General features: G+C 75.1%; 21 protein-coding genes. 8 read left to right on the top strand and 13 right to left on the bottom strand.

Features of this window, described 5'->3' with window-relative positions; genetic code table 11:
* Nucleotides 1-7: 7 nt before the first annotated feature.
* The 9 genes from ACWDBE_RS16515 to ACWDBE_RS16475 all read right to left on the bottom strand — a co-directional run bounded on the left by ACWDBE_RS16515 (nucleotide 8) and on the right by ACWDBE_RS16475 (nucleotide 9,156).
* A complete protein-coding gene (locus ACWDBE_RS16515) occupies nucleotides 8-301 on the bottom strand; it encodes a hypothetical protein (protein WP_449808372.1) in 294 nt (97 codons plus the stop codon).
* A 110-nt stretch (nucleotides 302-411) separates the two neighbouring features.
* The gene (locus ACWDBE_RS16510; RefSeq protein ID WP_449788802.1) at nucleotides 412-1,290 is read right to left on the bottom strand and encodes a hypothetical protein; all 879 of its coding nucleotides are present in this window, start codon (nucleotides 1,288-1,290) and stop codon (nucleotides 412-414) included.
* A complete protein-coding gene (locus ACWDBE_RS16505; protein ID WP_449808371.1) occupies nucleotides 1,287-2,252 on the bottom strand; it encodes a type II secretion system F family protein in 966 nt (321 codons plus the stop codon). The genes ACWDBE_RS16510 and ACWDBE_RS16505 overlap by 4 nt, the downstream gene beginning before the upstream one ends.
* Complete coding sequence (locus ACWDBE_RS16500; RefSeq protein WP_449788804.1) at nucleotides 2,252-3,889, bottom strand: CpaF family protein; 1,638 nt, start codon at nucleotides 3,887-3,889, stop codon at nucleotides 2,252-2,254. The genes ACWDBE_RS16505 and ACWDBE_RS16500 overlap by 1 nt, the downstream gene beginning before the upstream one ends.
* On the bottom strand, nucleotides 3,879-5,474 hold the full coding sequence (locus ACWDBE_RS16495; protein ID WP_449808370.1) for a hypothetical protein: 1,596 nt from the start codon (nucleotides 5,472-5,474) through the stop codon (nucleotides 3,879-3,881). Before ACWDBE_RS16495 ends, ACWDBE_RS16500 begins: the two co-directional genes overlap by 11 nt.
* The gene (locus ACWDBE_RS16490; RefSeq protein WP_449808369.1) at nucleotides 5,474-6,406 is read right to left on the bottom strand and encodes an SAF domain-containing protein; all 933 of its coding nucleotides are present in this window, start codon (nucleotides 6,404-6,406) and stop codon (nucleotides 5,474-5,476) included. Before ACWDBE_RS16490 ends, ACWDBE_RS16495 begins: the two co-directional genes overlap by 1 nt.
* A gap of 169 nt (nucleotides 6,407-6,575) precedes the next feature.
* Nucleotides 6,576-7,514 carry a hypothetical protein gene (locus ACWDBE_RS16485; RefSeq protein WP_449788807.1) on the bottom strand — a complete coding sequence of 313 codons (939 nt, stop codon included), beginning with the start codon at nucleotides 7,512-7,514 and terminating at the stop codon, nucleotides 6,576-6,578.
* Nucleotides 7,508-8,131 carry a hypothetical protein gene (locus ACWDBE_RS16480; RefSeq protein ID WP_449788808.1) on the bottom strand — a complete coding sequence of 208 codons (624 nt, stop codon included), beginning with the start codon at nucleotides 8,129-8,131 and terminating at the stop codon, nucleotides 7,508-7,510. The genes ACWDBE_RS16485 and ACWDBE_RS16480 overlap by 7 nt, the downstream gene beginning before the upstream one ends.
* Before the next feature lie 137 nt (nucleotides 8,132-8,268).
* Entirely contained in the window at nucleotides 8,269-9,156 is an 888-nt protein-coding gene (locus tag ACWDBE_RS16475) for a hypothetical protein (RefSeq protein ID WP_449788809.1), read from the bottom strand.
* Nucleotides 9,157-9,276: 120 nt separating this feature from the next.
* Here ACWDBE_RS16475 and ACWDBE_RS16470 point away from each other — a divergent pair, with 120 nt between their 5' ends.
* The 3 genes from ACWDBE_RS16470 (at nucleotide 9,277) to ACWDBE_RS16460 (ending at nucleotide 11,988) form a co-directional block, all read left to right on the top strand.
* Nucleotides 9,277-9,855, top strand: coding sequence for a pyridoxamine 5'-phosphate oxidase family protein (locus ACWDBE_RS16470; protein WP_449788810.1), 579 nt, complete (start codon nucleotides 9,277-9,279; stop codon nucleotides 9,853-9,855).
* Nucleotides 9,856-9,929: 74 nt separating this feature from the next.
* A complete protein-coding gene (locus ACWDBE_RS16465; protein WP_449788811.1) occupies nucleotides 9,930-10,382 on the top strand; it encodes a MaoC family dehydratase in 453 nt (150 codons plus the stop codon).
* A gap of 397 nt (nucleotides 10,383-10,779) precedes the next feature.
* Nucleotides 10,780-11,988, top strand: coding sequence for an MBL fold metallo-hydrolase (locus tag ACWDBE_RS16460; protein WP_449808428.1), 1,209 nt, complete (start codon nucleotides 10,780-10,782; stop codon nucleotides 11,986-11,988).
* 20 nt (nucleotides 11,989-12,008) lie between these two features.
* On the opposite strand, the gene ACWDBE_RS16455 is transcribed toward ACWDBE_RS16460, so the two are convergent.
* The 3 genes from ACWDBE_RS16455 to ACWDBE_RS16445 form a co-directional block, all read right to left on the bottom strand.
* Entirely contained in the window at nucleotides 12,009-12,953 is a 945-nt protein-coding gene (locus tag ACWDBE_RS16455) for a DUF389 domain-containing protein (RefSeq protein WP_449788812.1), read from the bottom strand.
* Between the two features lie 159 nt (nucleotides 12,954-13,112).
* Entirely contained in the window at nucleotides 13,113-15,872 is a 2,760-nt protein-coding gene (locus tag ACWDBE_RS16450; RefSeq protein ID WP_449788813.1) for a DUF6493 family protein, read from the bottom strand.
* On the bottom strand, nucleotides 15,869-17,299 hold the full coding sequence (locus ACWDBE_RS16445; protein WP_449808368.1) for an SWIM zinc finger family protein: 1,431 nt from the start codon (nucleotides 17,297-17,299) through the stop codon (nucleotides 15,869-15,871). The genes ACWDBE_RS16450 and ACWDBE_RS16445 overlap by 4 nt, the downstream gene beginning before the upstream one ends.
* Before the next feature lie 208 nt (nucleotides 17,300-17,507).
* Here ACWDBE_RS16445 and ACWDBE_RS16440 point away from each other — a divergent pair, with 208 nt between their 5' ends.
* Entirely contained in the window at nucleotides 17,508-18,416 is a 909-nt protein-coding gene (locus tag ACWDBE_RS16440) for an acyl-CoA thioesterase (protein ID WP_392875396.1), read from the top strand.
* A 90-nt stretch (nucleotides 18,417-18,506) separates the two neighbouring features.
* Nucleotides 18,507-19,157 carry a TetR/AcrR family transcriptional regulator gene (locus ACWDBE_RS16435; RefSeq protein ID WP_449788815.1) on the top strand — a complete coding sequence of 217 codons (651 nt, stop codon included), beginning with the start codon at nucleotides 18,507-18,509 and terminating at the stop codon, nucleotides 19,155-19,157.
* 82 nt (nucleotides 19,158-19,239) lie between these two features.
* On the opposite strand, the gene ACWDBE_RS16430 is transcribed toward ACWDBE_RS16435, so the two are convergent.
* Nucleotides 19,240-20,643, bottom strand: a complete 1,404-nt coding sequence (locus ACWDBE_RS16430) for a sulfite oxidase (protein WP_449808367.1) — start codon at nucleotides 20,641-20,643, stop codon at nucleotides 19,240-19,242.
* Nucleotides 20,644-20,926: 283 nt separating this feature from the next.
* Here ACWDBE_RS16430 and ACWDBE_RS16425 point away from each other — a divergent pair, with 283 nt between their 5' ends.
* From ACWDBE_RS16425 to ACWDBE_RS16415, 3 genes are all read left to right on the top strand, one after another.
* Nucleotides 20,927-21,334, top strand: coding sequence for a MerR family transcriptional regulator (locus tag ACWDBE_RS16425; protein ID WP_449788817.1), 408 nt, complete (start codon nucleotides 20,927-20,929; stop codon nucleotides 21,332-21,334).
* 132 nt (nucleotides 21,335-21,466) lie between these two features.
* Nucleotides 21,467-23,098: a BCCT family transporter gene (locus ACWDBE_RS16420; RefSeq protein WP_449808366.1), complete on the top strand. Its 1,632-nt coding sequence runs from the start codon at nucleotides 21,467-21,469 to the stop codon at nucleotides 23,096-23,098.
* A 120-nt stretch (nucleotides 23,099-23,218) separates the two neighbouring features.
* Nucleotides 23,219-23,398 (top strand): hypothetical protein, encoded by a 180-nt coding sequence (locus ACWDBE_RS16415; protein ID WP_449788819.1) that lies wholly within the window; start codon nucleotides 23,219-23,221, stop codon nucleotides 23,396-23,398.
* Nucleotides 23,399-23,613: the final 215 nt, after the last annotated feature.

Raw genomic sequence — 23,613 nt, 5'->3', positions numbered from 1 at the left:
GGACGCGTCACTGGGTGGCGCCGCCCGCGCCCGCGCCGCCGCCCGGCATGTTCGGGTCCTGCTCGACCTTCTTGACGACCTTGTCCTTCAGCAGGTAGAGCGCGGTCGCCACGGCGCCCGCGACGAACACCAACGCGATGATGGCCAGGGCGAGTTCGATGCTGATCGCTCCGCGGTCGCCGCGCGCGCGGGCGGCCCGCAGCCGGCCGAGCCGGAAGGTGAACAGCAGCAGCGCGAACTGGACCGGTAGCAGGACGGGGCGCAGCACCCGATCTGCCAGCTGGACGAGTCGTACGGTCATCGGGATCTCCGGGAGTGTGGCGGTGTGGTGTGGTGTGTGGCGGGTGGTGCCGGCTGCTCCGACCGGGCCGATAGGGCCCCGGAAGGGCGTGAACGAGGCTGTGGGCACGGTCAGTTGAGCATCTGGTGCAGGGCGGGGAAGACGATCAGGACGGTCATCAGGAGGGTCAGCGCGGCCCCGGGCGCGACCATCCGTTCGCTGTCGGCGTTCGCGCGGGCGAGGTCCTCGGCGAGCAGTTCCCCGCGCAGGCCCTTGGCGCGGGCCCGCAGGGTGTCGTACACGGCGGCGCCGTCGTTGCCGGACAGCCGCATGATGTCGGCCACGTCCTGGAGCGGGCTCAGCCCCAACTCCTCGGCGAGCGCGTCGAGTCCGGCCCACGGCGGGAGCCGGTCGGTGGCCGCGCGTTCCAGGGCGTCGCGGATCCGCCGGAACACCGCACCCTGCCCGACCGAGGCGGCCCGGCGCAGCGCCTCGGCGGGGCCGCAGTCGGCGGCCCGCTCCATCGCGACGAGTTCCAGGTAGGCGGCGATGCCGTGCAGGTACTCGGTGCGCGCCTCCTTGGCCTCGCCGCGCACGATGGCGTCCGGGACGAACCAGAGCAGTCCGGCCAGCAGCGGGCCGATGACGAGCGGCAGCGCGAACGGCAGGCCGACGTCCATCAGCACGGCCATCGCGCCCAGGTAGGCGGGGAGCATCAGGCCGAGCGCGGCGAACAGCAGCTTGTGCACCATGAACCGGGCCGGGGTGCGGCCGATCAGGGCGAGTTCGCGGCGCGGGACGGAGACCCCGCGCAGGTGGACGGACCGTTCGCCGATCCGGTCGTACCAGCGGGGCCGCTCGTCCGGGTGCTGCTCGCGGTCGGCGGGGGTGGCGTGCAGCCGGTCCAGTGCCTGGCGCAGGTCCGGGGGCGCCGGGCGCAGTTCGGCGACCAGGAGGGCGAGGCCGCCGGCCGCGGCGGCGCCGGCCAGCACGGACCAGGGGGAGATCACCGGACCTCCCCGAGCAGTTCGGCCGGCTGCGGCTCGGTCGCCGGTACGGCGGACCGCCGTCCGCTCCTGCTGCGCCGGTCCGGTGTCAGCAGCCGGGGCACCGGCGGGTGGGAGGCCAGCGCCCGCATCCAGGCGATGATCGCCACGAACAGGGCGGCGACGACGGCGAGCACCACCTGGCCGAGGAAGGTCCCGTACGGCCGGGTGTACTCGGTGTTGAAGGAGCCGACCGTGACGACCAGCACGATGATGCCGACCAGCCAGCGGATGGTGGTCCGGTGCTTGGCCCGGTCGGCCTCGATGGCGCGGCGCTGGCGGACCTCCTCGCGCACCGAGTCGGCCATGTCGGAGAGGGTACGGGCGAGTCCGGGGCCGCTGTCCCCGGCCCGCAGCACGAGCGCGGCGAGGACCTTGTCGGCGGTGGCGTCGGCAAGGCTGTCGGCGAAGGCGCGCAGCGCCTCCTCGGGCCGCCAGCGGGCCTGCAGCCGGGCGGCCAGTTCGCCGATCTCGTCCTCCAGGGCGGCCGGGGCGGTGCGGCGGCTGGTGACGATGGCCTGGTTGAGTCCGACGCCGAGCAGCAGCACGTCGGCGATCCGCTGGGTCCACTCGGAGAGCGCCTCCAGCCGCTCGATCCGGTGGGTGTCCGGGCGGGTGGTGTCGAACAGCCAGGGCAGGCCGAAGACGGCCAGCGGCACCAGCAGCGCGGTCAGCGGGATGCCGGTGAACAGCCAGGCCAGCGGCGCCCCGGCGAGCGCGAGCGGCAGTTGGACGCGGCGCAGCCGCACCATCCGGTTCGCGGCCGTCCCGGGGGCGCCGTACCAGAACACGTGGAGGCGGCCGGCCAGCGGGTTGACCGCCGGTTCGGCCCCGTCCTCGTCGCCGGGCTCGCTGCCGCGGGCCCAGACCACCAGGGCGACCAGGCCGCCCGCGAGCGCCAGCCCGCACAGGGCGAAGAGCAGCATCACCGCGCGCCACCGCCGATCCGCAGCTGCAGCGGGGTGGCCCAACTCCCGTACCGGGAGCCGAGCAGCGAGGCGTCGAAGCCGGCCCGGCGCAGGTCGTCCAGGCACTGCGGCGGGGTGTGCGGGACGGCCCGCGGCTCACCGAGGTCCGGCCGGGGGCCGAAAACGGTGTTCAGCGCGGGCCGGCCGCTCTCCCCGAGGCCGGTGACCTCCAGGACGTGGGACACGAAGCGGTGCCGGCGGCCGCCGACGGCGGTCTCGTCGACCATGGTGACGTGCACGATGAGGTCCAGGGCGTTGGCGGTGAGCCGGTAGGCGAGTGAGTCGGTCATGTGCGAGCCGTATTCCAGGCAGAGTTCGGCGATGCGGTCGACGACCATGTGCGGGCCGCGGGCGTGCAGGGTGCACATCGAGCCGCCCTCGCCGTTGGTCATCACCCGCAGCATCGGGACGACCTCGCCGGAGCGGACCTCCCCGACGATGATCCGGGAGAGCGTCATGCGCAGTGCGGCCGGGATGAGGTCGCCGATGCTCAACTCCCCGGCCAGGCGCCCTTCGACGCGTTCGCCGTTGCCCTCCCTGGCCTCCATCGGGACGACCTGGCGCAGGTGGCCGAGGGTGTGCAGCCAGAGTTCGAACTCCGACTCCAGGGTGCCGATCCGCTCGTCCGGCGGGATCTCGGCGGCCATCGCGCGCAGCAGACTGGTCTTGCCGACGCCCTGGGTGCCGGTGATCATGACGTTCTTCCTGGCCCGGATCGCGGCGGCCAGGAAGGCCGCCAAGGTGGCGTCCAGGGTGCCGAGTTCGACCATCTCGGGCAGGGTTGCGGAGGCCACCCGGTGGCGTCGGATCGCCACGTACGGGCGGGGCGTCACCTCGGTGAGCGCCTGGAGGCGCATGCCGCCCTCCAGGCGCAGGGCGAGGGTCGGGCTGGCGGTGGACAGGCTGCGCTCGCCGCCGCCGTGCTGGCGGGCTAGGTCCTGGAGCAGCTCGACGAGTTCGGCGTCGCTGTCGGCCACCGGCGGTACCTGGCGCAGGGGTTGGTGCACCTTGGAGACCCAGACATCGTCACAGCCGTTGATCAGGATGTTCTCGATCTCCGGGTCGTCCAGGTAGGGCTGGAGCCGGCCGGCGCGGAACAGCAGGTCGAAGACGGCCTCGGCGAGGGCGCGGTCCTGCTCCCGGGTGGGCGGGATGCCGTGGGTCTGGGCGTACGCGTCGGACCACCGGGCGACGGCCTCCTCGATCAGCGCCCGGCCGCGCTGGCGGCGGGTGGCGCGGTCCGGGTCGGAGCCGGAGGCGGCGGTCAACCGGGTGATCTGCTGGTGCAGTTCGGCCGCGACCTGGCGCTTGAGCTCACGGGCGACCTGCGGGTCGACGGCGGGCCGGGTGGCGGCGCCGCGCAGGTCCAGCGAGGGCAGCTGGGAGGGCACGGCGGTGGGCCCGGCCGTGCCGGGCGGGACGGGCTGCGGCGCGACGGGCTGGGCGGAGGCCGGCTGGGGCGCGACCGGGCCGGGCTGGTACCCGTGCGGCGGGGCGACCGGGCCGGGCGCCGGCGCCGGTGTGGGCACCGGCGTGCTCCAGGGCAGCGCGGCCGGATCGGAGGCGGGACGCTGGTGCAGGGGGCTACCGCGCACGGAGCACCTCCCCGGGGTTCGGCGGGTACGGACCGTCGGGATCGTCCCCACGGTCCGTCACACTCGGCTGCTGGAGCGGGTACCGGTCGTCCGGCTCGCCGTACGGGGCGGACCGGACGTGGGCCGGGAACGGCGCCGGCGCGGCCGGCTGCGGGGCGAGCCCGGCCAGCGGCGCCACCGGTCCTGTGGTGATCACCGGCGGGACGGGCTGCGGCGGGCTGTACGAGGGCTGCTCGCCCTCGGCCGTCCCGTAGCCGGACCGGCCGTGCGTGAACTGGCCCTGCGTGAACTGTCCTTGTGCGTACTGGCCCTGCATGGACTGCCCCTGCGCGGCGTGGCCGTGGGCCGCCGCGCCGTACCCGCCCGAGGCGTACGGGGCCTGGCCGTGGCCACCCTGCCCGTACCCACCACCCGAGACGTACCCGGCTTGGTCGTACCCCGGCTGCGCGTACCCCGGCCGGCCGCCCTGCCCGTACGCCGACTGCCCGTACGCCGACTGCTCGTACGGGCCCGGCGCGGGCGAGGGCGTGGGCCCGGCCGAGGGCACGGGCATCGACGGCTGCGACGGCGGCGACTGCTGCGGCGCCATCGGCACGGACGGGGTCGGTATCGGCGGGGCCGGCACCGGAGCCGTCGGGACGGGGGTGGTCGGGGCGGGGCTGGTCGGGGCGGGGCTGGTCGGGGCGGGGCTGGTCGGGGCGGGGGGCGTCGGCACCGCCGCCGCGACCGGGGCCGCCGGACCACCCGCCGCACCGCCCGCCGTCAGCTGGGCCGGCGCCGCGTCCTGCGCGACGCCCGGCGCGAGCCGCTGGCGCCGACGGCGGATCAGCAGCTGCACCTCGTCCGCCGCCGACCGCGCCGTCCGCATCAGCTCCGAGCGGATGAACCGCCGGTCGGTGGTGTCCCCGCCGTCGGAGAGCACCTTCGCCGTCCGGAGGGCGTGCGGCAGCACCCCGAGCACCGGCAGCCCGAGCTCTCGGGACACCTCCGCCCGCGTGTACGGCCCCTCGGCGACCAGCAGCAGCCCGAGCGCGTCCGCCCCGGTGCCGGCCGAGGCCAGGTCCTCGGCCAGGGCGGCGAGCCGGGGCCGGACCGAGCTCAGCCCGCGCAGCGTGGTGCGCACGGTCGCCACCACCACGTCGGCGCGGCGGGCCAGCACCGCGCTGTGGCCGGTGGCGCCGGAGCGGCCGAGGTCCACGATGACGTCGTAGCCCTGCTGTTCCACGCCGCGCAGCAGTTCGGCGAGCGGCTCCCAGGTGTAGGCGAGGCCGGGCGCCTGGGTGGGGTCGGTCAGCCCGGGCAGCAGCAGCCGCTCGGCGCCGCCCTCGGGCGAGAGGTCGATCAGCTGCTCCCAGATGGTCTGCGCGAGCAGCCCGCGGCGGTCGGCGACGGCCAGGTTGCGCAGCCCGTACACCGCCTCGACCCGGCCCTCCAGGGCGCCGGCGAGCACCGCGCCGCCGTCCGGGTCGGCCTCGACCAGCAGGATCCGCCGGCCGGGCTGCAGCGGCCAGGACAGCAGCAGCGCCAGGGCGGTGGTGGTCGCTCCCGGTGCGCCCGGGCCGCCGACCACCGCGATCACGGCCATCAGGCACCGCCCGTCGCGGCCGGCGCTCCGGGCGAGGCACCGCCGGAGGTGGCGGCGCCCGGGGTGGCGGCACCGGGCGCGGGGGTGCCGGGTGCGGGGGCGCCCGGGGTGCCGGCGGCGGCCGAGGGCGCGCCGCTCGCCGCCGGGGCCGGCGCGGCACCGGCCGCAGGGGCACCGGCCGCGGGGGCTCCGGCCGCAGGGGCACCGGCCGCCGCGCCGCGGGGCGCGAGCAGTACCTGGATCCGCCCGCTCGCCACCCACTGCGCCAGCCGGGGCCCGTCCGCGGTGCCGACCGCCACGTCGATCACCTGGCTGCCGTCGGTGTCCACCCGGCCGACGGTGATCACCGTGGCGGGCAGCGAGTCGGCCCGGCCGTTGTCGGGGGTGAAGACGATGACCAGCTGGACGCCGGGCTGCAGCCGGCTGGCGGGCAGCTGGCTGCGCTTGGCCGACACGCCGACGACGATCTGCCCGGGCTGCAGCGACAGGCCCTGGGCGAGGTCGGAGCCGGTGAGCATCGCGCCGCGCTTGAGGTCGGTGGCGGCCCGCATGCCGACCGCCTTCGCCCGGTCCTGGGCCGAGACCGGGTGCAGCGCCGGGTCCCCCGCGATCCGGGCGACCACCAGGTCGTCCTCGGTGATCACCTGTCCCCACGGCACGTCCCGGGCCAGTGCCAGCACCGCGACCCGCTGGCCGGTGCTGTTGTAGAGGACGGCCCCGCCCAGTCCGCCGGCCGCGATCAGCGCGACCGCCATCGCCAGCACCGCCGGGCGCCGCCGCCGCGCCCGCATGGTCCGCCCGGGCGCGTGCGGCACGGCCCGCCCCCGGCCCTTGCCCCGGCCGCCCTGCTCCGGCTGCTCCGGGAGCGGCACGGACGCCGCCGCGCCCGCGGAGGTGCCGGATCCCGGCGTCGCGAACGTACGGTTCTCCACCGGGTTCCGCCCTTCCCTCGTTCGTCTCCGGCTCGTCTGGCCGGTCAGGCTGGTGTGGCTGGTCTGGCTGGTCTGGCTGGTCTGGCTGGTCTGGCTGGTCAGTGTGTGAATCGCCGTACCGGCGCCACCACCCGGGAGCGGTCGGCCGGCCGCTCCCGTTCGGGCGCGCTCAGTTGAGCACCTGCATCTCGGCGACCTTGAGCTGGAAGGGAGTGCTGCTCCGCCTGATGCCCCGGAGCTTGAACGTCCGCGGGTTCGGCCCTCCGGTGACCACCACGGTGGCCTCCCACTGCATGGTCACCGTGGCGTTGAAGACGCCGTTCTTCTCGCCGGCCGAGCTGGTCCTGAACTCGTAGCCGCAGTCCGGGGACTTCGCGTCGCCGTACTTGGGGTCGTACGGCGTGCCGGTCGTGGCGCAGGAGGTCTGGAGGTTGCCGCCGAAGCTCCAGTCCGCCTTCACCAGCCGGGGCGTGACGGTGACCGCGATGCCCGCGAGCTCCGCGTGGCCGACGCCCGGCAGCGCGGCGCCGTCCGCCCAGAGCCAGACCGGGGCGTTGACCACCGCGGTGTTCTGGGGTGCGGCCCGGCCCACCGGCGGCGTGAAGTGGACCTGGTCGGTGGCCCGCTCGATGACCCTGGCCTCCGTGGTGACGTCCTGCCCCGGCGTGGTGGCCTCGAAGACGATCTCGGCGCCGCCCATGCCCCCGTCGGTCTGCGGGCAGACCTTCGTGTAGAGCGCGCCGTCCTTCGGGTCGTGGCCGCCCCACGCCGGGTCGCCCGCGGCCGGCGGGTTGTCCAGCGGGCGGAAGTAGCAGCCCTTGCTGCTGCTGAACCAGCCCAGCTCGGGGTCGTGGCAGGCCCAGGTGACCTGGTGGTAGTCGCACAGCTGCGGCCCGGTATCCGAACCGCCGCCGGGCTGGGATCCGCCGGGCCCGGGGGTCGTTCCACCGGAGTGGACGTCCACGCAGATCACGGTCGGGTAGCACTGTTCGGCCCCGCCGCCCGGTGGTTCGTCCGCGGACGCGTTCACCGCCGAGGACAGCAGCAGGCCGGCCGACATCGACACGGCGATCGCGATCCGCCGGGCCGGTTTCCGCGCGTTCAGCATGTCCGGTCCACCTCCCGCTTGAAGTCGTTGATCAACCAATGTGCTTGGAACCAGCGCAGGGACGCGGTGGCGACGTACCGGTTCAGGCGGGATCCGGGGTCCTTGGCGGCCCCGGTCACGGCATCGACGCGGTGCCAGTCCGACAGGTCGACACAGTCCTCGATCACGGCGGTCTGCGGATCGGCTTTCAGGTCGATGGCCTTGACCACCGCGGAATTGCGCGGTGCTCCGGTCATGACCGCTTTGGCGTCGCGTAGTTGACGGAGACTTACCAGGCTGTCGGACAGCGCCCGGCCGGAGGAGTACTGCTCCAGTCCGTAGCCGTCCGAATCCGCACGCCCGAAGACGTCCGCCTGGGCCTGCCACCAATCCTGATACGCCTTCAGGGCCAGCCGCCCCATGGCCCCTTCCGGGCCGCTGGTCGGCGCGATCGAGCCGTTTACCGAACCACTCGAAGGAGTTAGCGGATCCGCTCCCGCGACGGTGGGCGCAGTCGACCCGAGGCGATCGACGGAACCACCCGCACCACCGCTCGCACAGGCGCCGAGCAGCAACACCAGTACCGCCCCACCGACCCCAACCGCCCCAGGGCGCAACACATTTCCGCGCTGCCGCATGGCCCCACCTCATTGCGACCGACCTGATCCGTGATCCACGGCCGCCAGGAGAATTCCGCCGTCCCACCGGTGTTTCCGCTGGGGATCGATTCTTCGCCAACCCACCCCATCACGGCAACACCTCAGGCCCCCTGACCTTACGCGGAAGGCGGTTCCGTCGGGGCACTTTCCCGCCACAGAACGGCCAACAGTTCCTCGGAAAGCGACAATCCGGCCAATGCGCCCCGAACCGCGGCCCGATTGCGCATCAGAAGCCGCCCGGCGTGCGGCGGAACGAGCAGGCGCGCGCCAGGCGCACCCGAACTACCGACCGGTTCTCCACCGCCCGTCAGGGCGGCCACGGCCGGCTGGAGATCGAGCGGGGCGACGGCCGCGGGGGCACCCGGGACGCCCTGGCGCAGGACGGTGGTCAGAGCCCGGCTGAACGAGCCCTCCCCACCCGGCAGTACGGCGTCCCGGCCGCGTCTGCCCGGGGCGTAACGGTTCCCCGGGGCGTAGCGGCCGATCCGGCCCCACAGCGGGACCCTGGAGTAGCTCAACAGTTCGCCGGCGCCGTCCTCGCCGTTCTCCACCGCCGCCCAGGTGTCCCGGTCGGCCACCGCGTCGACCAGCAGCAGGGCCTCCTCCTGGTCGCCGTGCACCATCGCGCTGACCACCCAGTCCCAGGCCAGGCCCCGGCGGTAGGCGTTGTCGGCGGTGCTGCCGGCGGTGACCAGGGCGAGTCGGCGCCCGCGCGGGTCGGCCACCAACTGGCCGACCAGGCAGACCAGCAGCCAGCGGCCGGGGTGCTGGGCGGCGTCCCGGACGGCGGTGAGCATGGCGTTGGCGTCCGCGTCCGGCGGCACCGTGGTGACCCTGCAGCCGGCCGCTCCGGTGTCGAAGCACATCCCGGGCAGCACCTCGGCGAGCAGCCGGGCGCCGTCCGGTGCGAGCGCCGCACCCCCGAAGGCCCGGTCGGGGCCGCCGTCCGCCCCGATCACCACCAGATCGACCCCGCCCGCCATCCGGCCGTCCCCCTCCTCCACCGTTTCTCCACCCGCCGGGCAGGCTACCGCCCCCGACGGCCTCCGACGGGGCTCCCGGCCCGTCCGCTCAGGGACCATGGGCCCTATCGGTACGCGCGCCGACCGAGGACGATCGGACGCATGGAGCGTGAGGACCGTGTGGAGACCCTGAGCGAGGCCGAGTGCCTGCGGCTGCTCAGCACCGTGCCCGTCGGGCGCGTGGTGTACACCGAGCACGCGCTGCCGGCCGTCCTGCCGGTCTCCTTCGAGGTCCTGGACGGGCGGCTGGTGCTCGCCGTGCGCCGTGGAAGTGCCACCGCGCGCGGGCTTGACGGCACGGTGGTGGCCTTCCAGGCGGATCTGCTGGACCCGGCCACCCGCACCGGGTGGAGCGTCCTGGTGCACGGGCGGGCCGACGTGATGACGGACCCCGAGCAGGTCCGGCGGGTGCTGCGCTCAGGACTGCGGCCCTGGGTGGGCGATCCGGAGCCGCTGTTCGTCGCGCTGGTGCCGGAGCTGGTGAGCGGCCGTCGGCTGTTCCCGACCGGGCCGGGCGCCCTGGCCCGCCAGACGCGGCGGCCTTCGGGCGCCGGGCGGATGGACGCCGGGCAGGTGGGTGCCGGGCGGATGGACGCCGGGCGGATGGGTGCCGGGCAGGTAGGCCTGGGGAGCGCGGACGCCGCCGGGCCCATGAACACCGGTTTTCCGTTCGGCTCCTGACAGATACCGGTGGGTAGGCATACGCTTCCGGCGTCCTGACCCCTCCCCGGGCCCGTCCCCACCAGGAGCTCACCGTGACGACCTTCGCCTCCCTCGCCGAGCTGTCCGCCGCCGTCGGCACCGAGCTGGGCACCAGCCAGTGGCACACCATCGAGCAGCGGCAGATCGACCTGTTCGCCGAGGCGACCGGCGACCACCAGTGGATCCACGTGGACCCGGAGCGGGCCAAGGACAGCCAGTTCGGCTCGACCATCGCACACGGCTACCTGACCCAGTCGATGATCCCGGTGCTGGCGAAGGAGTGCTACGCCGTCGAGGGCGTGCGGATGGCGCTGAACTACGGCTCCGACAAGGTGCGCTTCCCCGCCCCGGTGCCGGTGGGCACCGCGATCAGGGCCACCGCCGAGCTGCTCTCGGCCACCGAGGTGCCGGGCGGCGTCCAGGCGGTGGTGCGGTTCACCGTGGTCAGCGAGGGGAGCACCAAGCCGCACTGCGTCGCGGAGACGATCACCCGCTTCTACGCCTGACGGGAGCGCGCCCACCCGGGCCGTGGGCGCGCGGGCCGGCAGGCGTGCCCGGACCGGCAGGCGTGCGGGGCCGGGCCGGGGGCGCGCGGGCCTGGGTGGAGCGGGCGGGCCCGGGCGACGGCGTGCGACCCGTTCCTCCCGGGTCCCCCGATTGGACCGCGCCGGGCCCTCCACCAGGTCCGGACGGCCCACGACGAGTAACCTCCGACGAGATGGTTGTCGTATCGCAGCAGCCCCGTCGGGCGCTGCGCTGAGCGCCCCGGCCCGCCCGGTAGCCGTGACCGTCCCTGGAGGAGCCGTGCCCCGCCCAGCCCCGTGGTTCTCCCGCCTCGCCGGTCTGTCCTCGCAGTTCGCCCCGCCGGCCACCGGCCCCGCCGCCGAGCGCGCCGTCCCCGGTCTGGCCGGACTGCCCCGGGCCGCCTGGCACCGGCTCCGGACCGACCCCTTCGGCGCCGAACCCAGGGGTGAGCGGCTGGCCCGCATCCGCCGCTCCCCGCAGTTCGCCGACGGCGCCTTCCACAACCCGGTGCCCACCCGCCGCCTGGTGTACGAGCGCAGCCCGCTGGAGATCACCCACGCCCAGCTGACCGGGGACAAGGCCCGCCGGAGGCCGACCGCCGCCATTCCGCTGCACCGGCTGCTCCCGGTCGATCTGGCCGCGCCGCCGGAGTCCGGACTGCGGCTGACCTGGCTGGGGCACGCCTCCGTGCTGGCCGAGATCGGCGGGCGGCGGGTGCTGCTCGACCCGGTCTGGGGCGAGCGCTGCTCCCCCTTCTCCTGGACCGGGCCCAAGCGGCTGCACCCGGTGCCGCTGCCGCTGTCCGAACTCGGGCCGGTGGACGTGGTCGTGATCTCCCACGACCACTACGACCACCTCGACATGGACACCGTCCGGGCTCTGATCGGGACGGACGCGGTGTTCGCCGTGCCGCTCGGGGTCGGGGCGCACCTGGAGCACTGGGGCGTACCGGCCGAGCGGATCGTCGAACTGGACTGGTGGGAGTCGGCCGAGGTCGCCGGGCTGACCCTGACCGCCACACCGGCCCGGCACTACTGCAGCCGCGGGCCGCGCACCAGCTCGCTGTTCCTGTGGGCGTCCTGGGTGGTGGCCGGCGGCGGACGGCGGATCTTCCACAGCGGGGACACCGGCTACTTCCCCGGCTTCGCCGAGATCGGCCGCCGGCTCGGCCCGTTCGACGCGACGATGATGCAGGTCGGCGCGTACAGCGACTTCTGGCCCGAGGTGCACATGACCCCCGAGGAGGGCGTGCGGGCGCACCTGGACCTGGGCGGCGCGCTGCTGCTGCCGATCCACTGGTGCACCTTCAACCTCGCGCTGCACCCCTGGGAGGAGCCCGCGGAGCGGGTGGTCACCGCGGCCCAGGCGCTCGGTGCCCGGCTCGCGGTGCCCCGCCCCGGCAAGCCCTTCGAACCCGCGCGCCCGCCCGCCCTGCGCCTGTGGTGGCGCGCTGTCGCCGCCGCCCCGCGCGAGGTCCCGCCGCTGGTCGACGGGCGGCGGCCGGGTGAAGGAGTGGCGGCGGGCGGGAGCGGGGCGCGCGAACAGGCGACGACTTTCAGCGAACAGATTTCAAAATCTGTTCGCTGAAAGTCGTCAGCTGAAACCCGTCAGCCCTTCGCCGTCACCCGTCGACGCCGGATCACCGCCCAAGCCGCCTGCTGGACCAACAGGGTCAGCACCCCGGCCAGCACGATCCCCAGCAGGTTCAGCAGCAACTGCACGCTGGAGCCCCAGAACTGCTTGACGTCGCCGTAGCCGAGGGCGACGGCCGCATTGGCCGCGGCGGGGACGGTCGTGACCGAGATCGCCACGCCGACCAGGGCCCCGGCCTTCGAGGAGGTGAGCGAGAGCAGCCCCGCGACGCCCGCCAGGAAGGCGACCACGAAGGACGTCGCGTCCGGCTGCCAGATGAACGAGGTGTTCGGCCGCACGGCGTCGAACCTCGCCTCGCTGAACAGCCCGAGGCCTTCCATCAGCATCCCGAAGCAGACCGTCAGCCCCATCGCCACCACGAAACCCGTCACCAGCGCGTTCAACGATCGCAGTGCCGGGCGCAGCCGTCGCTGGACGACCGCCACGCAGAGCCCGGCCAGCGGCCCGAACTCCGGTCCGACGGCCATCGCGCCGACGATCAGGATCGCGCTGTCCAGCACCGCGCCACAGGCCGCGAGCATGGTGGCTGTGGTGAGGAAGGCCAGGAACACCCACGTGAGGGTGGACTCCTCGTGGGTGATCTCGGAGACCGACTCCCACACCAGCGCGTCCGCCCCCTCCCCGGGGGCCAGCCGCTCGGCCTCCTCGGCCGCCGCCGAGAGGGTCAGCTCGACCGCCGAGACGTCGATCGCGCCGCGCTCGGCCAGCCCCGTGGCGCGCAGCGCGCCCAGGGCCTCGTCCGCCGCCTCGCGGGCCACGTCGCAGAGCACCACGTCACCGGCGGGCCGGACGGCCGCGTCCGGGAGCAGGACGACGTGTGTCACCCCGACGACCTCGTCCAGGCAGTCCAGCACGCGGTTCCGGAGGTCGGGCGGGACGATCAGGCGAAGGTGCAGCACGGGCGCTCCGGTGGGCAGGGCAGGCGGAAGGTCCCGCCCACCCTAGGCCCGCCCCGCACCGGACCCCGCACCACCCCGCGCCCGCACCACCCCGGTCCCGCGCCACCCCGGTCCCGCACCGCGGCCCGTCACCACCCGGCCCGTCAACGGCCCAGCCCTTCAGCCCGCGAGGACGTCCCGTAGCGCCCGGGCCTCCTTGACCACCCGGCCCGCGCCGCCGCGCCCGGCCGCCGCCGTCACCTCGGCGACCGGCCCGCGGGCGCCGGTGCGCCGGGCACAGTCGGTGGCCAGCGCGATCAGGTCACCCAGCCCGCGCGTCGACGGGTCGGCCTCCCCCAGGAGGGCCGGCAGGGCCGCCCCGAGCACCGACCAGACCGTCGCCCGGGCGCCGCTCTCCGCAGCCAGGGTGAGTGCCGCTCCCAGCCGGCCGGCCGTCACCGTGCCGCAGGCCACCAGGGCCCCGAGTTCGCGGCCGAGCAGCGCGCCGTCCAGGTCGCCGCGCGCGGCGAGCACCAGCAGCGCGTCCACCGCCGCCGTCCGGTCCTCGACGTGCCGGGCGCCCAGGCCGTACGCCAGCGCCAGGTGCAGCGCGAGCCCGGCCGGGCCGCCGGCCTCGGCGAGCAGCGGGAGGTGGCCGGCGGCCCCGCGCTCGTCCCGGTCGGCGCCCTCGGCGAAGGGGTCGAGCCAGCGCGCGGCCAGCTCCTCCCGGTGCCAGGGGAGCATCGCGAACCAGTGCGCGACGGGCCGCCGGCTCCAGTCGTACACCTTGCGGGCGCGGGCCACGCTGGGCTCGGTGCCGTCCAGCAGAGCCAGGAACTCGCTGGGGAGCCGCTCGCCACCCGGCCCCACCGGCCCGGCGCCGATGCCCGGCTGGGCGACGGCGATCCGCTCGATCTCCTCCCACCAGCGGTCCCCGTACACGTTGGTGCGCCGCAGCCCCTTGCCGGGCGCGAACAGCACCCGCTCGGACGGCTGACCGTGCAGTCCGCCGGTGCGCAGCCAGTGCGCCAGCCGGCGCCCGGCCGGGGAGGTGAGCGCCTCGGCGGCCTTCAGCGCCGCCTCCTCTGCCACCGACCCGACCGCCACCGGCCCGACCGCCACCGGCCCGACCGCCACCGGCCCGACCCGCAGCAGGGCCTGGGACAGGTCGGCCTTCCCCGGTGTGACACCCGCCGCCTCGTACCCGGCGATCCGCTCGACCAGCACGGCCGGGTCCAGCGCGCCGGTGGCATCGGTCGGGGTCGCGAGCAGGTACGGCGGCCGGGTGGCCGTCACCTGCCAGGCCGCCTCCTCCAGTCGGGCGGCGAGAACGGCCCCGGGCACGGTGGTGCCCGGCCCGCGCAGCGCCGAGCCGTCCCTTCCGCGGAGGGAGTCCCAGAACCGGCGCGGCGGGAGCTCACCGGCCACCGCGGCCACCACGAACAGGATCTCCCGGGGCGTGCAGTCCCCCCAGCTGCCGGTGCCGCGCCACGGGTGCACCCGGCGGACCGGCTCCAGCGCCTCGACCAGCGCCGCCCGGTCCCGGTAGGTCAGCCGGACCAGCCCGTCCAGCACCCGTTCGAAGGCCGCCATGCCGGGCTCGCGCGCCGCGAGCAGGGCGGACAGTTCCTCCGCGAGTTCGGCCGCCGAGCCGATCGGCGCGCCGAGCGGGCGCGGCTCGGGGGCAGGCGGCAGGAGTTCGTTCCACCCGGTGTCCGGGTCGTCCCCGTCGCCGCCGACCGGCGCGCCGAACAGCTCGCCCGCGCGCCGGTGGTGGGCCGGGTTGAGCGTCTCGGCGGCGGAGCGCAGCTCCGCCAGCACCGCCTCCCCCGCCGCCTTCAGGTGACGGTCCACCACGTTCAGCGCCCGCTCCTGGAGGGCCGTGTCCGGATGTCCGAAGGCCTCGGCCGCGGCCAGCACCACCGGTCCCGAACGCGCGGGCGCACGCCGGGCGGCCTTCTCCAGCCAGGCCAGCTGGGCGCGGACCAGCTTCTTCTCGTTCCGGAACAGCACCACCGCCGAGGCCTCGGTGAGCACCTCGGGCTCGATCAGGCCGGCCTCGTCCAGCCCGGCGAGGACGTCCTGGGCGTGCCCGGCGATCACTGACAGGCCGTCCAGCAGGGCCACCAGGTCGCGCACCCTGGCCGCGTACTCCTCGGCCGTCGGGGCGAGCGCCCGCAGCACCTCCAGGAAGGCCCGTTGGTCGGTCGCCTTGCCGCCGCGCAGCAGTCGGGCGAGGCAGCGGTCGAGCAGCTGGACGCGGTCCACCACTCCGGCCGCGGCCAGTTCGCCGATCGCCTCCGTCCAGATGTCGCCGGGGCGCGGGCTGAGCCGGAAGGTCAACGTGTAGCCGACATCGGCGAGTTCGAACAGCTCGGGCAGCAGCACCGGGGTGAAGGCGTCCTCGCGCAGCGTGGCGGCCAGCGTCGGGCGCGGGCCGCCCGTTTCGTCGATGTGGTCCATCCAGCTCCGGACGAAGGACTCGCCGCGCGGCACCTCGCAGCCGGTGCGCCGGACCACCGCCTCGATCACCGGGTACATCGACCAGCCCCAGCTCCGCACCGGCCGGGCGGCGAGCCGGGTGACCACCTCGACCTGCCACTCCACCGGCTGCGCCTCGATGACCTGGTGCAGCACGGAGTTCCGGGCCCAGTCCCGGACGCCGAAGTCGCTGCCGGCCAGCCAGGTGGCGGCGCCGGCCGGGCCGGCGTGGCAGCCGGCCCCGGCCACCAGCAGCCTGCCCTTGGCCTCGGCCGACTCCCGTGACCAGTCCTGGCGCAGTTCCTTGCGCAGCTCCTTGAGGGCGGGCAGGCAGGCCCGCCGCTGGGCCGGGTCCAGGGCGGCCAGCAGCTCCGGTATCCGCGCCAGCCGACCGGACCGGACGGCGGCGAGCAGCTCGTCGACCGGCCCCTGCCGGTCGGTGTCCGAGGTCGTGCTCACGCTCCGGCCCCCTTCGTCCCCGCAGCCCCGGCGGCCTCCACCGTCCCGACCGTCTCCACGGCCCCGGCGGTCGCGTCCCGCACCATCCCGACCGCCAGCGCGTGTTTGCACGGCCCGCGCCCGCCCCGGTACTTGCCCCACCACAGGCAGGTGCAACTCGACCGTCCCGACGCGTCCGTGCGCACCCGCTGGATGTGGTCGTCCACGGTGACGACGGCCGTCTCCCCGCCCTCCTCGAGTCGCACCGCGCCCGCCGCGACCAGTGCCCGGGCGGCCCGAAGCCGGGGGTTGGCCGTCTCGGCCCGCCCGGCGTCGTACGGGAGCTGGCGGTGGAAGTACGCGGCCTCGGCGGCGTCGTAGCCGATCTGCCCGGCGGTGCCCAGCCGGGTGAGCGCGGCACGGACCCGCTCGGGGCTCAGCCCGGACTGGGCGGCGAGGTCCCCGACCTCGATCCGGGGCTCCCAGGCGAGCAGCACCGCGATCAGCTCGGCGTCCCGCTCGGCCGACGCGGTGGCGAGCGAGTCGAGCACGCCGCCCTCGCCGGAGAAGCCCCGGGACGCGTCCGGCGACAGCGTCAGGGTCAGCCGCATGCCGGGCAGCACCGCCTCCCAGGCGGAGGCGGTGGGCTCCCCGGCCGGCACCGGCCCGTACACCCGCAGGGCGAGCGCGTGCCGCAGCACCCGCTGGAGCGCGACCAGCCGCTCGGGCCCGGGCAGGCAGACCGCGCCGGGGACCGGACGGGTGGTCGGCCGCAGTGACGTCCCGGCCGGGACGACCCAGCCGACGCCGGCCCGCCCGCCGCGCCCGGCCCGCGGCAGCGAGCGCAGGAAGCGGACCGCCTCGGCGGCGGGCAGCTCGGCGCGCAGCTCGAAGCCGGCGGCCACCACCTGGGTCTCGGCGAAGCCGCGCAGCCAGCGCTCCGGCAGCGGGACCTTCTTCTCGACCAGCGGGCCGTCGAAGGTGGTGACCTCCAGCGCGTCCGGCCCGACCGCGAGGTGCAGCGGATCGGCGGGGCCGATCCTGGTCAGCGCCTCGCGCAGCGGGTTGTTGACGTCCACGTTGGTGGTGCCGTGACCGATCTCGTCCCCGTCGAGCCCGGCCTGGAGCACGTCGAGCCGGGCGTAGACGCCGCAGCAGCCCGAGAAGGACTCGAAGCGCAGCCGGTCCCCGTGGGCGGTGACCACCGGGTCGAGCGAGGCGCGCAGCTGCGGCTGGTAGTAGCGCGCGGCGGCGACGTCCGCGACCGCGAGCAGGGCCGCGGCGGCCGGCGCCGGATCGGCCAGGAAGCCCGCGAAGAAGCGCGGGTTGGCGGCGGCGCCGAGCGGGGTGGCGCCGCCGGAGGTGGCCAGGTCGAGGCGCCGGCCGTCGGCGCCGTCCAGGACGGCCGACGGGCGCAGATAGGCGTACGCCTGTGCGGATTGCGTCATGCCGAGCACGTTAGGTGAGGACACTGACAATTCGCCGGGACGGCACCGACCTCGACACCGGCCCCGCCTCGGCACCGGCCCCGGACGGGCCTCCCGCCCCCTCGACCCGAGAATCGAACTGGAACGTGTTCTATGTCATCCGACGACCACCGCGACGACGTTACCCAGGTCACACCGCGGCACGGTTGGCTTCTGCCACTATGGCCTCGTGACCGACCTGACCGAACCCCACGTCCGGGCCGAACGGCACGCCCGGCCGGCCGCCCCGTTCGCCGAGCTGCTGGAGATCGAGCAGCTGGACGAGAACACGTTCCGGGGCCACTGCCACGCCGGCGCCCCGATGCGGGCCTTCGGCGGCCATGTGGCCGCGCAGGCGCTCGTCGCCGCCGGGCGCACCTCCCGCAAGCAGCGCCCGGTGCACTCGCTGCACGGCTACTTCCTGCTGCCGGGCTCCCCGGAGCACCCGATCGACTACCTGGTCGAGCGGGTCCGCGACGGCGTGTCGTACACCACCCGCCGGGTGACGGCGCTCCAGGGGCGCAACGAGATCTTCACCCTCTCGGCGTCCTTCAAGCACCCCGAGCCGGCCCCCGACCGCCAGCGCGAGGTCCCTCCGCTGCCCCACCCCGAGTCGCTGCCGAACGCCGTCGCCCGGCTGCCCGAGGAGGTGCGCCGGGCGCTCGCCGCGGGCGGCGGCTTCCGCGACCTCGACGTGCGGTTCGTCCCGGCGGACGCCCCGGGACTGCCGCCGGCCGTTCCCGGTCTGCTCCAGCACTTCGTCTGGATGCGCACCGCCTCCCCGCTGCCGGACGGCGACCCGCTGCTGCACGCCGGCGCCCTCACCTACCTGTCCGACCTCACCCTGGCCTCCACCGCCGGGCTGAACGTGCAGCCAAACTTCTTCCAGCGCACCGAACCGCCCCGCCTGGTGATGGCCTCGCTGGACCACGCCATGTGGTTCCACCGCCCGTTCCGGGCCGACGAGTGGCTGCTGTTCGCCCAGCGCAGCCCGTCCTCCTCGGACGGCCGGGGCCTGGCGCTCGGCGAGTTCTACGACCTGGACGGCCGACTGGTCGCCTCCGCCGTCCAGGAGGCGCTGATCCGCGACCCCTCGTGACGCCCTCGCGGCCCGGTGACCACCGCACGAACGGACGGGGGCCGGACGGCGTCATACTCCTGAGCGGCCCCGGCCCGTATCATGGTGCGGGTGACCAAGGTTGACCTGTCACCACGGCCGGTGGAGGCGATGTCTCCGCGTCAGCTCGAACGCCGCGAAAGCCTGATCGCGGCCGCGCTCGCCCTGGTGAACGAGATCGGCGTCGAGCGGATGCAGATGAAGCAGGTCTGCGAGCGGTCCGGAGTCGCCCTGGGGACGGCGTACCGCTACTTCTCCTCCAAGGACCACCTCCTGGCAGCGGCGATCGCCGAGTGGCATCGCCTGCTGCTGGCCGACCTGGTGGCGGAGTTGCGCGGGCCGAGGGCCGGACTGGGGGCCACCGACCGGGCGGTGCGGTTCGTCCGGGGCGGGATGCGGGCCTACCAGCGGCAGCCCGAACTCGCCCGGCTACGGGTGGCCGTGGCCGCCTCCACTGACCCGTTCGCCAGCGAGGCGCTGCAGGGCATGGCCCGGGCCGACAGCACCGCCCTGCAGGCCGTGACGGCCGAGGTGCCGGCCGCCGCGAGCGACCTGGTGCGGCACATCGTCGCCCACGCCTGGCAGGGCGAGCTGACCGCCTGGGTGACCGGCCGCACCACCCTCGGGGACGCTCGGCGGCGCCTGGAGGACGTGGTGCGGCTGGTGCTGAACCCGTACGAGACGCGCTACCCGGCCCCGTACGAGGTCCAGTCCACCGGCTGAGCGCCCGCCGGCCCAGGGCGCCGGGCACGGCCCAGGGCGCCGGCGCGACCCAGGGCCACACGGCTCAGGGCACCGGCAGCGCTCAGACCACCGTCACGGGGTGGGCCACCACCGCTCCGAACAGGTAGCCCTCCCGGTTGAACACCGCCCGCTCGGGCTGGGTGTTGCCCCGCTGGTCCGTCGCGCGGGCGCGCAGCTCGTACCGGCCGGGCCGCTCGGGGTGCCAGTCGATGCTCCAGCGCGTCCAGCCGTCGGCCTGCGGCTCGTCGCGCAGGTCGGCGCTCCGCCACGTCCGGCCGCCGTCGGCGCTCACCTCGACCCGGCGCACCGCCGCCGCTCCGGACCAGGAGCGCCCGTGCAGCCGGTGCCGGCGGCCCGCCGCCAGCCGCGCGCCCGCCGCCAGCTCGAAGGCGCTCTTGACCACCTGGATGGTGAGCGGCTCGCCACCGCCGGGCGGGTAGTCCGGGCCGAACATGCGGTAGAAGTCGGTGTTCCACGGCGAGTACAGCGGACGGTCGGCGACCTCCAGGCTGCCCACCCACTTGATCGAGGCGATGCCCACCCAGCCGGGCACCACCAGCCGGGCCGGCGCGCCGTGGTCCGGGGTCAGCGGCTCGCCGTTCATCTCGTACGCGAGCAGCACGTCGTCCAGCGCCTTGGCGATCGGCAGCGGGCGGCGCACCGGGCCGTAGTTGGTGCCGCCGACGACGTAGTCCGGGTCCAGGCCGACGGGAAGCACGTCCACCGCCGCACCGGTCAGCCCGGCGGCCCGCAGCACCTCGGCCAGCCGGACGCCCCGCCAGCTCGCCGAGCCGACGCCGCCCAGCGTCCACGGCGTGCCCGGGACGGGCTGGCCCTGCTGGCCGGCGTAGTAGCTGCGGCCGTTGCCGGCGCACTCGATCAGCGCGCTGATCCGGGTGGAGGGCAGCTCCCGCAGCTCCTCGAGGCCGAACTCGACCGGGTGCTCGGCCGTCGGGGCGCCGCGCAGGCCGCTGCCGAAGACCCGCAGGCGCCAGGTGTCGGGGTCGATCAGCGGGGTGCTGGTGTGGTTGCGGACGAAGAACCGTTCCACCGGGACGTGGCGGCCGACAACGGCGTCGCCGTCGGCGTCACGGAAGGCGTCCCAGCGCGTCTCGGCGTTGGTGCCGTGCGGCACGAACCACTCGGCGGGCAGTGGTTTGACGATCCCGGGCACGGGCGAGGACGCGGCGGCGGGAGCAGTCGCGGGGCCGGGGGCGGGCGTGGGCCCCTCCTCGGCGGCGGCCGCCCGGCCCTGGGCGAGCGCCGGGACGGCCGGGACCGGCGCGGCGAGCGCCCCGGCGGCGGTGGCCATCCGCAGCAGCGTCCGGCGCTCCACGCCGTCGGCGGGCGGCGTACCGTCCCCGGCCGCACGCCCCTGTGCCCTGGTGTCCTGTGCCCTGGCGCCCCGTGCCGGGGTGTCCTGTGTCGGGGTTGCTTCGTTCGGAATGCGGACCTCGTTGTCCATGAACGGTGTTCCTTCCGTGTCAGCGTTGGAGGTTCGGCTGCGCGCGACCACGCCCGGGGCGTGAAGGCCATCCTGGACGGGCCCCGTTCCCCAGCCCGACCTTCTCACCGTCTGGACTCCTACCGTTCCGGTCCCCGGGGAAACCCCGGCCCGCGTCCGAACTCACCTGCGAACACCCGTCGATGGCCGATTCCTCTCCCGAACCGCCGGGCCTGGCAGCGGAGTTCACAGCGAGTCGAGGCCGCCCGGGAACACCCCGACGGGCGGCGGCGTTCGCCCGGTCATGCGCATCGGAGAACTCGCCCGCCTGACCGGGGTGTCCACCCGCCTGCTCCGCTACTACGAGGAGCAGGGCCTGCTCCGGCCGGGCCGGACGACGGCCGGCCACCGCGAGTACGGCGAGGAGGACACCGTCCGGGTGTGGCAGATCCGCAGCCTGCTCGCGGCCGGCCTGAGCACCCGGGTCATCGCCGAGCTGCTGCCCTGCGCCACCGGCCCCGTCCCCGTCCTGGAGGCCTGCCCGCAGCTGCTCGCCATCCTGCGCGACGAACTCGCCGACCTGGACTCCCGGATCGAGGACCTCGCCCGCAACCGGCGCGCGCTCTCCCACTACATCGCCACCGCACACGACTCCGGCCACGGCTCCAGGCACGAGTCCGGGCACGGCTACGGCGAGGAGCGGGCGGCCTGACGGGACGTGAATCCCGACCCGGCGCGTCCCGGCGCGCCGTCCCGCCGCCGGCGGAGCGAACTGGACATAGTACGACATACAGCTTGATTTCGAGCGCGCCGAGCCCGCCGAGTATGTCGAGAGGTCCATCCGATGAACAGCCAGCCGCCCCCGCCCGACCAGCCCGCGAAGGAGCCCGACGAACCCGCCGCGACCCTTCCGGCCGACCGGGCGGTGTTCGGCATCGGCGCGGTCCTGGTCCTGGCGGTGGTCGCCTGGGGCGTCTTCGCCGAGGACTCGCTCGGCCGCACCTCCGACACGGCGCTCGGCTGGGTGCTGCACAACTTCGGCTGGCTGTTCGTGGTGGCCGCCGACGTCTTCCTGGTGCTCAGCGTGCTGCTCGCGTTCAGCCGGTTCGGCCGGATCAGGCTCGGCCGCGACGACGACCGGCCCGAGTTCTCCACCCTCGCCTGGATCGCCATGATGTTCAGCGCCGGCATGGGCATCGGCCTGATGTTCTACGGCGTCGGCGAGCCGCTCCAGCTCTTCGCCACCCCGCAGCCCGGCTCCGGTCTGGAACCGCAGAGCGCGGCCGCCGCCCAGCAGGCCCTGGAGTTCTCGCTCTTCCACTGGACCCTGCACCCGTGGGCGATCTACGCGGTCGGCGGCCTGGCCCTCGCCTACACCACCTTCCGCAAGGGCCGGGGCAACCGGATCTCCGCCGCCTTCGTCCCGCTGATCGGACAGCGCGGCGCGGACGGCTGGGCCGGGCGGACGATCGACCTGCTGGCCGTGTTCGCGACCGTCTTCGGCTCCGCGACCAGCCTCGGCCTCGGCGCGCTCCAGGTCGCCGACGGGCTCGGCTACATCTCCTCCGTCCGCAACACCCAGAACGCCCAGTTGGTCATCATCGGCTCGCTGACCGCCGCGTTCGTGGTCTCCGCGTTCTCCGGGGTGCACAAGGGTGTGAAGTGGCTCTCCACCGCGAACGTCGTCCTGGCCTCGCTGATCATGCTCTTCGTCTTCGTGTTCGGCCCGACGGTGTTCGCCCTCGACGCGATCCCCTCCTCGGTCGGCGGCTACCTCTCCGACCTGCTCGTGATGTCCACCCAGACCGGCGCCTTCACCGACGAGGGCTGGCTCGGTTCCTGGACGATCTTCTACTGGGCCTGGTGGCTCTCCTGGGCGCCCTTCGTCGGCACCTTCATCGCGCGGATCTCGCGCGGCCGCACCGTGCGACAGTTCCTGCTCGGCGTGCTGCTGGTGCCCAGCGGGGCGACGGTCCTCTGGTTCTGCGTGATGGGCGGCACCGCGATCCGGCTGGTCACCACCGGTGCGGCCGACCTCGTCGCGACCATCCCGCAGGGCCCGGAGGCCTCGCTGTTCGAGATGCTGCGCTCGCTGCCGCTCGGCTCGGTGACCAGCGTGGTCGCGGTGCTGCTGGTGATGACCTTCTTCATCACCAGCGCCGACTCCGCCTCGCTGGTGCTCGGCTCGCTCTCCAGCCGGGGCTCGCTGCACCCGCGCACCTGGCTGGTGGTGGTCTGGGGCGTGCTGATGGGCGGCGTCGCGGCGGCCCTGCTGCTGGCCGGCGGACTCACCGCGCTCCAGAACGCGACGATCCTGGTCGCGCTGCCGTTCGTGGTGGTGATGCTGCTGCTGTGCGTCTCGCTGGTGAAGGAGCTCCGCGAGGACCCGGCCGCCGCCCCCTCCCGCGTCCACCCGCCGCACGGTCTGCGGGACGCCGTCCGCGAGGTCGTCGGCGAGTCGAGCACACGCCGCTGACCAGTACATATGCCCCGCCCGGCGACGGGTGGGGCATATGCGGCCAACCGACGCCCAACCCCCGTCCGGACTTCACCCGCGCGTACCGACCGTTCACACCGCCCTGGAAACCTCCCTGTCATGAACGCCAGCCCTCAGGCGCCCTTCCAGGAACCGCGCTTCCCCCTGCCCCGATGGCACCGCCGGCTGCTCGCCGTCACCGCCGTCCTCGCCTCGATCGCCCTCGGCACCCTGGGCGTCGGCGCCACCGTGGAAACCGTCGAACACGGCCCCGTCACCAGCGCCTCCGCCAGCAAGTAGCCATCCGACCCACCCGGCACCGCGGTCCCACACCGGACGCGGTGCTTCTTGCTTTCCGCCACCACCGAGCTTGCTTTCCGCCATCACCGAGCAGGTACCCCCGGCCGGTCACTGGCGGGCACGACGAGCGGGCCGGGGCGGGAGTGGCGGCCGGTGCCGGGAGTGGGGTGGAGGTCGGGCGCCAGGGCGTGACGGGCGGCCGATACCGGGGACGG

The sequence above is a fragment of the Kitasatospora sp. NPDC001132 genome (assembly GCF_053598415.1).
This window is presented reverse-complemented; position numbering and strand designations above follow the sequence as displayed.